The following is an 8,826-nucleotide window of genomic DNA, read 5'->3' as shown; positions in this document are numbered from 1 at the left end:
GCCTGTACCTGGGCCGCGCCGGCGGTCGGTGCGGCCACGTCCTGGCGACGTTCGTCGCGGCGCTCGTTCTTGCCGCCGCGCTCGCCACGCTCGCCACGGTCCTTGTTGCCACGGCCCTGGGCCTGGCCCTGACCCTGACCGTTGCCGCCACGCTCATCGCGACGACCACCGTTGCGGTCCTTGTTGCGATCCTTGTTGCGATTGGTGCGGTTGCCGTCCTGGGCAGGACGGCCACTCGGCTGCGGTGCAGCGGCCGGGGCCGGTTCGCCGCCGAAGATGCGCTTGAGCCAACCCACCACGCCGGTAGCGGCCGGGGCGGCCACCACCACAGGCGCGACCGGGGCCGGTGCGGCTTCCGGTTCCGGCGCTTCGCGCACCGGGGCCGGCTGGCTGTGCTTGACCTGGGTCACCACCGGGGCGACCGGGATGTTCAACTGGGCCTTGGTCAGCGCGTGCACCGGCAACTTGCGCGGAGTGCCGCGCTGGTAGCTCGGCTTGCCGCTTTCTTCGCCCAGCTCGTTCTCGCGCAGGCGGGTCACTTCGTAATGCGGGGTATGCAGCTGCTCGTCGGCGACGATCACGATCGGCGCGTCATGGCGCTGTTCGATCTCGCGCAGCGCGCTGCGCTTCTCGTTGAGCAGGTAGTTGGCGATTTCCACCGGGGCCTGGACCAGCACCTGTCCGGTGTTCTCCTTCATCGCATGCTCTTCGGCCACGCGGATGATCGACAGCGACATCGACTCGACGCTGCGCATGCGGCCATGGCCGTCGCAACGCGGGCACACGATCTGGCTGGATTCGCCCAGGCTCGGACGCAGGCGCTGGCGGCTCATTTCCATCAGGCCGAAGCGCGAGATGCGGCCCAGCTGCACGCGCGCACGGTCGTACTTGAGCGCGTTCTGCAGGCGGTTCTCGACTTCGCGCTGGTGCTTGTTGGAGGCCATGTCGATGAAATCGATGACCACCAGGCCGCCGAGGTCGCGCAGGCGCAGCTGGCGGGCCACTTCTTCGGCCGCTTCCAGATTGGTCTGGAAGGCGGTGTCCTCGATGTCGCTGCCCTTGGTGGCGCGCGAGGAGTTGACGTCGATGGCGGTCAGCGCTTCGGTCTGGTCGACCACGATCGAGCCGCCGGACGGCAGGCGCACGTTGCGCTCATACGCGCCTTCGATCTGCGATTCGATCTGGAAGCGGTTGAACAGCGGGATGTCGTCGGTGTAATGCTTGAGCTTGCGCAGGGTCTGCGGCATCACCTGCTGCATGAACTCGCGGGCGGTTTCGTACAGTTCCTGGGTGTCCACCAGGATCTCGCCGACGTCGGCGCGCAGGTAGTCGCGCAGGGCACGCACGATTAGGCGCGATTCCTGGTAGATCAGGAACGCGGCCGGCTTGGTCAGCGCCGCTTCGGCGATGGCCTTCCACACCTGCAGCAGGTAATCCAGGTCCCACTGCAGCTCTTCGGCATCGCGGCCGACGCCGGCGGTGCGGATGATCACGCCCATGTCGTCGGGGATGTTCAGCTTGTCCAGCGCTTCCTTCAGCGCGGCGCGGTCTTCACCCTCGATGCGACGCGAGACGCCGCCGGCGGTGGGCGAGTTCGGCATCAGCACCATGTAGCGACCGGCCAGGGAGATGAACGTGGTCAGGGCGGCGCCCTTGTTGCCACGCTCTTCCTTGTCGACCTGGACCACCACTTCCTGGCCCTCGCGCAGCAGCTCGCGGATGCCGGCCTTGTTCGGGTCGACGCCAGCCTGGAAGTAATCGCGGGAGATTTCCTTCAGCGGCAGGAAGCCATGGCGGTCGGCACCGTACTCGACGAAGGCCGCTTCCAGCGAAGGTTCAAGGCGCGTGATGCGGCCCTTGTAGATGTTCGACTTCTTCTGTTCCTTGGACGGCTGCTCGATGTCGATGTCGTACAGCGTCTGGCCATCCACGATGGCTACCCGCAGCTCTTCGGCCTGCGTGGCATTGATCAGCATTCGCTTCATTCTTGCGTTCCTCGCGCGCTGCTACCGCGCGGAACGCCATGGGGTTTCGCTTCTGGTCACGCTTCGTCGCCCATCGCGCAGGCGCGGGGAGGGCGGCTTGGGTTTCCAGCGCTACAACACCACGGCAGGCCGCGGGAGCGCTTCATTTGTTTTGGTTTGGGTGTAACGGGGCCGGAGGCAGCTTTCAGCCAGGCTGGAGCGCCACAGGGACATGTTTTTCAGCTCAGACGCTTGTCAGGCATCCGGCGATGGCCGGGACCGCCGGTGAGCCGCTAACATGGCCGCCCCGGGGGCGGTGGCTGCGCACTGTGCCGGAATCGAGGGAAGTCGGGCTTCTGGCCCAGAGCAACTTCCAACGAAATCAATCCCTTATCTCGCCCGCCGAGTGTAACAGAATAAAAGGCCAATGACCGTTACCGAGCCCACCCCGAAAGCCGCTGAAGCCATGACCAGCGTACGTATCCTCACTGTCCCGGCCGACCGGGCAGGGCAACGCCTGGACAACTTCCTGCTCGGCCAGCTCAAGGGTGCGCCCCGCAGCCTGATCTACAAGCTCGTCCGCAGCGGCCAGGTCCGGGTGAACGGCGGCCGCGCCAAGGCCGAGCGCAAGCTCGAGCCCGGCGACGAAGTCCGTGTGCCACCGGTTCGTCTCAATGAAGAGGGAGACAAGGCCGGTCCGCCTGCCGCGTTCATGAAGCGGCTGGAAGATGCCATCGTGTTCGAAGACGATCGACTGCTGGCGCTGAACAAGCCGTCCGGCGTGGCCAGCCACGGCGGCAGTGGGATCAGTTTCGGCGCGATCGAAACCCTGCGCGCGCTGCGGCCCGGCAAGACCCTGGAGCTGGTGCACCGGCTGGACCGGGACACCTCCGGGCTGCTCATCGTGGCCAAGAAGCGTTCGGCGCTGAGTGAACTGCAGGCGTTGCTGCGTGAAGACCATGGCTCCGGCATCCGCAAGCATTACCTGACCCTGCTGGTGGGGCGCATGCCCGACGGCACGATGACGGTGGATGCGCCGCTGCATGTGGGGCTGCGCCAGGGCGGCGAGCGGCATGTGCAGGTCAATCCGATCGGCAAGGAATCGATCAGCCACTTCAAGGTGCTGGAGCGCAAGGGCGGGCACTCGTACTGCGAGGTGCGCATCGAAACCGGCCGCACCCACCAGATCCGCGTGCACGCCCAGCATCTGGGCCATCCGGTGGCCGGGGACGACAAGTACGGCGATCCGGACGTCAACAAGCGCCTTCGTGACCAGATCGGGCTCAAGCGCCTGTTCCTCCACGCGGCCTCGCTGGAGTTCTTCCTGGACAGCGGCAAGACCCCCTACCTGCTCAACGCACCGCTGGCCGACGAACTGGCCGAGGTACTGAACCGGCTGAAATAAACGGCAGGGTGTCGGCCGGCTTCCCGCACACCCGAACGAAGGGTAGTGCCGGCCGCTGGCCGGCTTTCCGCATACCCGAACGAAGAGCAGCCGGCCAGCGGCCGGCACTACCGGGGCATTACCATTTGAACAGTACGAGGCTGATCGCCAGGCTGCCCATGCCGGCCACCAGCCCGTACACGGTTTCGTGCCCCTTGGCATAGCGCTTGGCCGCCGGCAGCAGTTCGTCCAGGGCCAGGAACACCATCACCCCGGAAATCAGCCCGAACACCCAGCCGAAGGTGGCATGGTTGAGCGCGCCCGACAGGGCGAAGTAGCCGATCACCGCACCGACCGGCTCGGCCAGTCCCGACAACAGGCTGGCGCCCACCGCGTACCCCTTGTTCTGGGTGGCGAAGTACACCGGCACCGCGATCGCGATGCCTTCGGGGATGTTGTGGATGGCGATGGCGAAGGCCAGCGGCATGCCCACCGACGGGCTCTCCAGCGTGGCGAAGAACGTGGCCAGGCCCTCGGGGAAGTTGTGCGCGGTGATCGCAATCGCGGTCAGCATCCCGACCCGTTTGATGTAGGCCTTGTTGTTGTCGCGGAACAGCGGGTCCTGCTTGTCCAGGCTCTCGTGCGGGTTGGGGATGAGGTGGTCGATCACCACGATCAGCAGCACCCCGGCCAGGAACGCCGTCGTGCCGTAGGCGAAGCCCAGGCGCGCATCGTAGGCCTGGGTGAACGCGTCGATCGCCTTGTTGAGGATCTCGGTGAGCGATACGAACACCATCGCCCCGCCGGCGAAGGCCAGCCCGAACGCCAGCAGGCGCGGGTTCGGGCGGCGCGAAAACACCACCATCAGGCTGCCGATGCCCGTTGCCAGGCCGGCGGCCAGCGTCACGGCGAGCGCCACCCACACGTGTTCAGACGAAATTTCGAGCATGCGCCACAGCGTCCCTGTAGAAGTGCGACGCGCCCCGGGCGGGGCGCGCAAAGGAGAGGCTTGCGGCGGCTGGCCTCACATCCAGCGGCGGTCAGCCGCCGCGGCGCAGCCGCTCTTCCACCGCGAAGCACTCGTCCGGCTTGGGCTGCGGCGGGTTGAAGCTGACCGGCACCTGGATCGTGGTCGACACGGTCTGGCCGTTGCGCGTGGCGGCCTTGAACTCCCAGCCTTCCACCGCCTTTTTGGCCTGGTCGTCGAGCTGTGCGTTGCCGCTGCCGCTGACCAGGGCTACCTGGCCGGGCTTGCCGTTGGCGGCGATCACCACCTTGAACGTACTGGTGCCGCCGATGCCCTGGCAGGCCAGTTCGATCGGGTACTGCGGCGGCGGGGTCTTCACTGCGGCCACGTCGGTGGGCGCGGCCACCGGGGCAGCCGGGGCGGCCGGCTTGTTGCAGCCGGCAAGGGTGATCAGGGCGATGCTGGACAATACGAGGCAGTGCAGTTTCATGGAATCACTCCGTCAGGCTCGAGGCCTTGGCTGCGCAGATGAAGTCGTTTTCGCTCAGGCCACCCACATCGTGGGTGGAGAAGCGCACCACGGCCCGGTCGTAATGCACGCCCAAGTCGGGGTGGTGGTCTTCGCGATGGGCCACCCAGGCCAGGGCGTTCACGAAGGCCATGGTCCCGTGGTAGTTGTCGAAGCGGAAGGTGCGGGTGAGCGCCTGGCCCTGCTCGGCCAGCGCCCAGCCGGGAACCTGCGTCAGCAGTTCGGCCACCCGGGCCTCGCCCAGCTTGTGGTCGCTGCCCTTGCGCGGCACGCAATGCGCCTGCGCCAGCGGAATCCGGTCGGCCATGAAATCCTCCACTCCCATTCTTCTTGCAAGATGCCTGAACGATGCGCCGGACGGTGTATAAACCGAATGAGCGCATAACATGTAAGTGGCTAGAATAGCCCGATGATCCAGATATCCGACACTGCCCAGACCTATTTCCGCAAGCTGATCGAGCGTGAGGCCGTGCCCGGCATGGGCGTGCGCCTGAGCGCCGTCGACGCCGGCACCCCGCGCGCCGATGCGCGCCTCGAGTTCGCCGAGCCCACCGACCTGATGGGCGATGAGTGGGCGGTGGACTGCGATGGCTTCACCTTGTACGTCGATGCCACCAGCGTGGGTTGGCTGGACGGTGCCGACATCGACATCGTCAGCAACGCCACCGGCGGCCAACAGCTGACCATCAAGGCCCCCAAGATCAAGGGTGAAGCCCCCACCGATGCGTCCTCGCTGGTCGAGCGCGTGCGCTGGGTGGTGGAGAACGAAGTCAACCCGCAGCTGGCCTCGCACGGCGGCAAGGTCGCGGTGCAGGAGGTGTCGGCCGATGGCGTGGTGCTGCTGCGCTTCGGCGGCGGCTGCCAGGGCTGCGGCATGGCCGATGTCACCCTCAAGCAAGGCATCGAGAAGACCCTGATGGGACGCGTACCCGGGATCACCGCGGTGCGCGATGCGACCGACCACGAAAGTGGCAACGCGCCGTATATCCCGCGCGGCACGGCCGCCTGATCCCGCTGCGTGCCACTGCGCCGGGCTGACGACATCCTCGAGTGGCTGCTGGCACGCCAGCCGGACGAACGCATCCTCGAAAAAACCACGGGCCTGCCCTACGGGTGGGGCCTGTGGCTGCGTGCGCTGACCCCGCTGCCGCGGCCGTTCCGTTCCAGCGAGGTCATCGCCGAGCTGATCCAGCGGCCGCTGCCGGTGTCGGGCGGTCGACTGCCCCAGCTGGGCTTCGTGCAGTCGATCCGACGCCTGCTGTGGCAAGGCTGGGAGCCAGCGCCACGCGACCAGCGCTGGATGCGCTGGACGGCGGCCGCTCTCAGCCTGCTGCTGCATGTGATGTTCGCCGTGCTGTTGTTGTGGGTGGCGTTGATCCGGCCGCCGGTGGAGCCGGAGCAGGGCGGCGAGAGCGGTCGTGTGCAGGTGGCCCTGGTGGGGCGCGGCACGCCGCAGGAAGAGGGGGGTGGCGAAGCGACGCCGGACGCGGCCGCGCCCGCCCCGAGCAATGCCCCGGCCAGCGAACTGGACGCGGCGGCCAGCAGCCAGCCCGCGTCGGCGTCCGCATCGGCCCCGCAGCCTAGTGCCGAGCCTACCCCGCCCGACGTGCCGCAACCGACGCCGCCCAGCCCGGTGACGCCGCCGGTCGAGCAGCCGGTGCAGGCCACCGAAGTGGCGCAGGCGACCACCGATTTCGTGGTGCCGCCGACCAGCGTGGTGCGCACCGAGGTGCGGGTAATCCCGCGTGAGCCGCAGGACATTGCCGTGCGCGAGCGCACCGTCAGCACCGTCGAGGCGCCGACCCCGCGCGCCAGCGTGACAGTGCCGCGGCCAGCCGAACCCCGGCTGCGCACGCCTGAGCCCACCGTGCGCGAGCGTCAGGTCAGCGTGGTCGAGGCGCCCGCAACCACGGTGCGCGTGCCGGGTCCGCGCGTGGACGCCACGTTGCCGCAGCGCGAGGTGCAGGTTCGCGAACGCGACATCCAGCCGGTTGCCGCGCCGTCGGTGACGATGGCGGCGGTGCCGCAACGGGAGGTCAGCGTGACCCGCAGATCGACCGAGGTCGCGGTGCGCGAACGCAGCGTGCCCACCCCGGCCGCGCGGCCGGCACCGGCGTCGACCAGCACCGCGCCGAGTACGTCGACCTCGACCTCGACGTCCACCGCGACGGCGACCACGCCGAGCAAGAGCAGCAGCCCCTCGACCGCGCGCGCCAGCACCGCGCCGGCCGCGAAGCCGGCGGCGAACCCGGGCAACTGGGCCACGCCGACGCGCGGCGACGATTGGGGTGCAGCCAACCATCCACAGGATCGCGACCTCGACGGCCGCGCCGTCGCCGATACCGGCAGCCACGGCGACAGCCTGTTCAAGGCCGACGGCAGCGTGCGCGTGCCCGGCCAGGACGGCAAGGGCAGCACCGAGCGTGGTGCACCGGGCGGTGACAAGGACGGCTGGACCAAGGAGCGCATCGCCCAGTCCGGCACCTGGCTCAAGCGTCCGCCGTACGACTACACGCCGACCTCGTTCGACAAGTACTGGGCGCCCAACGAATCGCTGCTGGCCGAGTGGGTCCGCAAGGGCATCAAGGCGGTGGAGATCCCGATCCCGGGCACCAGCTCGTCGATTTCCTGCGTGGTCTCGATCCTGCAGTTCGGCGGCGGCTGCGGCCTGAGCGATCCGAACATGCAGGACCAGCCGGCCATCGCGCGCCCGCCGCCGGACATCCCGTTCAAGAAAGAGCTGCAGGAAGACAACGGCAGCCGCTGAGGCACCCCCTGATCCATGGTAGAGCCACGCCATGCGTGGCTGCCCTCAGGTGAGGCGTCATGGCGCCTGCCAGCCACGCATGGCGTGGCTCTACCGGTAGGGCGTCATGGCGCCTGCCAGCCACGCGTGGCGTGGCTCTACGGGTGGGGCGTCATGGCACCTGCCAGCCACGCGTGGCGTGGCTCTACGGGTGAGGCGTCATGGCGCCTGCCAGCCACGCATGGCGTGGCTCTACGGGTCTGGGGTGATGGCGTCTGCCAGGCACCCGATCCGGCCAGACGTCAGGGCGCCCCTTCCGTGTCTGCATCCCCGCTCACGTCCGCATCCTGCAACGCCACGAACGCCCAGAACGGCACGTTGGTTTCGCCCCAGCTGCGGCTGGCTTCGTCGAGGATCTCCAGCAGTGTGTCGAAATCCGCGCCCGCCTGGGCGCGCAGGGCGTCGGCGTCGTTGAAGAACAACGCATAGCCGTTGGCCGGCAACCAGGCCAGGTCGCGCAGGTTGTCGCTCAGCGCATCCCAGTTGCCGCCGAAGCCGGTGGGGAAGTCCAGTCGCCCGGCCAGCCGCGTCAACAGCATCCGCTTGTCCTGGCAGCCGTCCAGGTCGATCTGCACCACGCGCAGGCCGGCATCGCGCATCGCGGCCGACAACGGGCCCACATCGCCATTGCCGATCGCATAGACGCCGGCATTGTTGATGTCGTGCAGGCCCAACTCGAATCCATCATGGTTCATTGCCAGCTCCCGGCCGGTGGAACATCGAAACTGCGGAACGTCTCGTAGTGGTCGTCGCTGTAGAACCAGCCGGTCGGCGGATTGCCGCCGGTGACGATGCGACGCGCACCGCGGTTGCCGGCACCGGGGGTGTCGACCGTGTACTCGTGGTAATAGCCGCGCGGCCGCTCTGGCAGGCGCTGTTCGCGGTTGCCGAACACGCTGCCGTCCTGCCGGTGCGGGAACGGCCCGCCCTGCTGGATCAGTGCGATGGTGCGACGTGCCTCGGGCGGAAGGAACGGCGGCAACGGATCGTGCTGGGCCGCCTGCGCCCCGTTGGCGACAGCTGCGTTCGTCGCCGCCGGCTGGGTCAGCGACGGGGCGAACTGCGGGGGCGGCGGGCGCTGCGAAAATTTGATCGTGGCCAGGCCGCCGATCAGCAGTACGTTGGCGACCAGCAACAGCAAAGGTTTGCGCATGGGCGGGGCGGGGCAGGGAAGAC

At 68.2% G+C, this 8,826-nt stretch carries 9 protein-coding genes; 3 read left to right on the top strand and 6 right to left on the bottom strand.

Annotated elements, in window-relative coordinates:
* Nucleotides 1-1,985: Rne/Rng family ribonuclease (locus RTO53_RS18150; RefSeq protein WP_312239108.1), on the bottom strand; the 1,985-nt coding region annotated here is incomplete at its 3' end.
* Between the two features lie 445 nt (nucleotides 1,986-2,430).
* Between RTO53_RS18150 and RTO53_RS18145 the strand changes: the two genes are divergently transcribed.
* Nucleotides 2,431-3,369, top strand: a complete 939-nt coding sequence (locus RTO53_RS18145; RefSeq protein ID WP_312239107.1) for an RluA family pseudouridine synthase — start codon at nucleotides 2,431-2,433, stop codon at nucleotides 3,367-3,369.
* 118 nt (nucleotides 3,370-3,487) lie between these two features.
* On the opposite strand, the gene zupT is transcribed toward RTO53_RS18145, so the two are convergent.
* From zupT to RTO53_RS18130, 3 genes are all read right to left on the bottom strand, one after another.
* Complete coding sequence (zupT, locus tag RTO53_RS18140; RefSeq protein ID WP_312239106.1) at nucleotides 3,488-4,297, bottom strand: zinc transporter ZupT; 810 nt, start codon at nucleotides 4,295-4,297, stop codon at nucleotides 3,488-3,490.
* Nucleotides 4,298-4,388: 91 nt separating this feature from the next.
* Nucleotides 4,389-4,805, bottom strand: coding sequence for an energy transducer TonB (locus RTO53_RS18135; protein WP_312239105.1), 417 nt, complete (start codon nucleotides 4,803-4,805; stop codon nucleotides 4,389-4,391).
* 4 nt (nucleotides 4,806-4,809) lie between these two features.
* Nucleotides 4,810-5,151: a 4a-hydroxytetrahydrobiopterin dehydratase gene (locus RTO53_RS18130; RefSeq protein WP_312239104.1), complete on the bottom strand. Its 342-nt coding sequence runs from the start codon at nucleotides 5,149-5,151 to the stop codon at nucleotides 4,810-4,812.
* A gap of 102 nt (nucleotides 5,152-5,253) precedes the next feature.
* Between RTO53_RS18130 and RTO53_RS18125 the strand changes: the two genes are divergently transcribed.
* On the top strand, nucleotides 5,254-5,853 hold the full coding sequence (locus tag RTO53_RS18125) for an NfuA family Fe-S biogenesis protein (protein WP_256775581.1): 600 nt from the start codon (nucleotides 5,254-5,256) through the stop codon (nucleotides 5,851-5,853).
* Between the two features lie 9 nt (nucleotides 5,854-5,862).
* Entirely contained in the window at nucleotides 5,863-7,611 is a 1,749-nt protein-coding gene (locus RTO53_RS18120; RefSeq protein ID WP_312239103.1) for a hypothetical protein, read from the top strand.
* A gap of 281 nt (nucleotides 7,612-7,892) precedes the next feature.
* Here the strand turns inward: RTO53_RS18120 and RTO53_RS18115 are convergent, their stop codons facing one another.
* Both RTO53_RS18115 and RTO53_RS18110 read right to left on the bottom strand, forming a co-directional pair.
* Entirely contained in the window at nucleotides 7,893-8,345 is a 453-nt protein-coding gene (locus RTO53_RS18115) for a barstar family protein (protein WP_312239102.1), read from the bottom strand.
* The gene (locus RTO53_RS18110; RefSeq protein ID WP_312239101.1) at nucleotides 8,342-8,803 is read right to left on the bottom strand and encodes a ribonuclease domain-containing protein; all 462 of its coding nucleotides are present in this window, start codon (nucleotides 8,801-8,803) and stop codon (nucleotides 8,342-8,344) included. Before RTO53_RS18110 ends, RTO53_RS18115 begins: the two co-directional genes overlap by 4 nt.
* Nucleotides 8,804-8,826: the final 23 nt, after the last annotated feature.

Source organism: Stenotrophomonas sp., assembly GCF_031995405.1.
Classification (GTDB): Bacteria; Pseudomonadota; Gammaproteobacteria; order Xanthomonadales; family Xanthomonadaceae; genus Stenotrophomonas.
This window is presented reverse-complemented; position numbering and strand designations above follow the sequence as displayed.

Coding starts and splice junctions, on each gene's coding strand:
- RTO53_RS18145 (WP_312239107.1), top strand. CDS start 2,431: ATGACCAGCGTACGTATCCTCACTGTCCCGGCCGACCGGGCAGGGCAA.
- zupT (WP_312239106.1), bottom strand. CDS start 4,297: ATGCTCGAAATTTCGTCTGAACACGTGTGGGTGGCGCTCGCCGTGACG.
- RTO53_RS18135 (WP_312239105.1), bottom strand. CDS start 4,805: ATGAAACTGCACTGCCTCGTATTGTCCAGCATCGCCCTGATCACCCTT.
- RTO53_RS18130 (WP_312239104.1), bottom strand. CDS start 5,151: ATGGCCGACCGGATTCCGCTGGCGCAGGCGCATTGCGTGCCGCGCAAG.
- RTO53_RS18125 (WP_256775581.1), top strand. CDS start 5,254: ATGATCCAGATATCCGACACTGCCCAGACCTATTTCCGCAAGCTGATC.
- RTO53_RS18115 (WP_312239102.1), bottom strand. CDS start 8,345: ATGAACCATGATGGATTCGAGTTGGGCCTGCACGACATCAACAATGCC.
- RTO53_RS18110 (WP_312239101.1), bottom strand. CDS start 8,803: ATGCGCAAACCTTTGCTGTTGCTGGTCGCCAACGTACTGCTGATCGGC.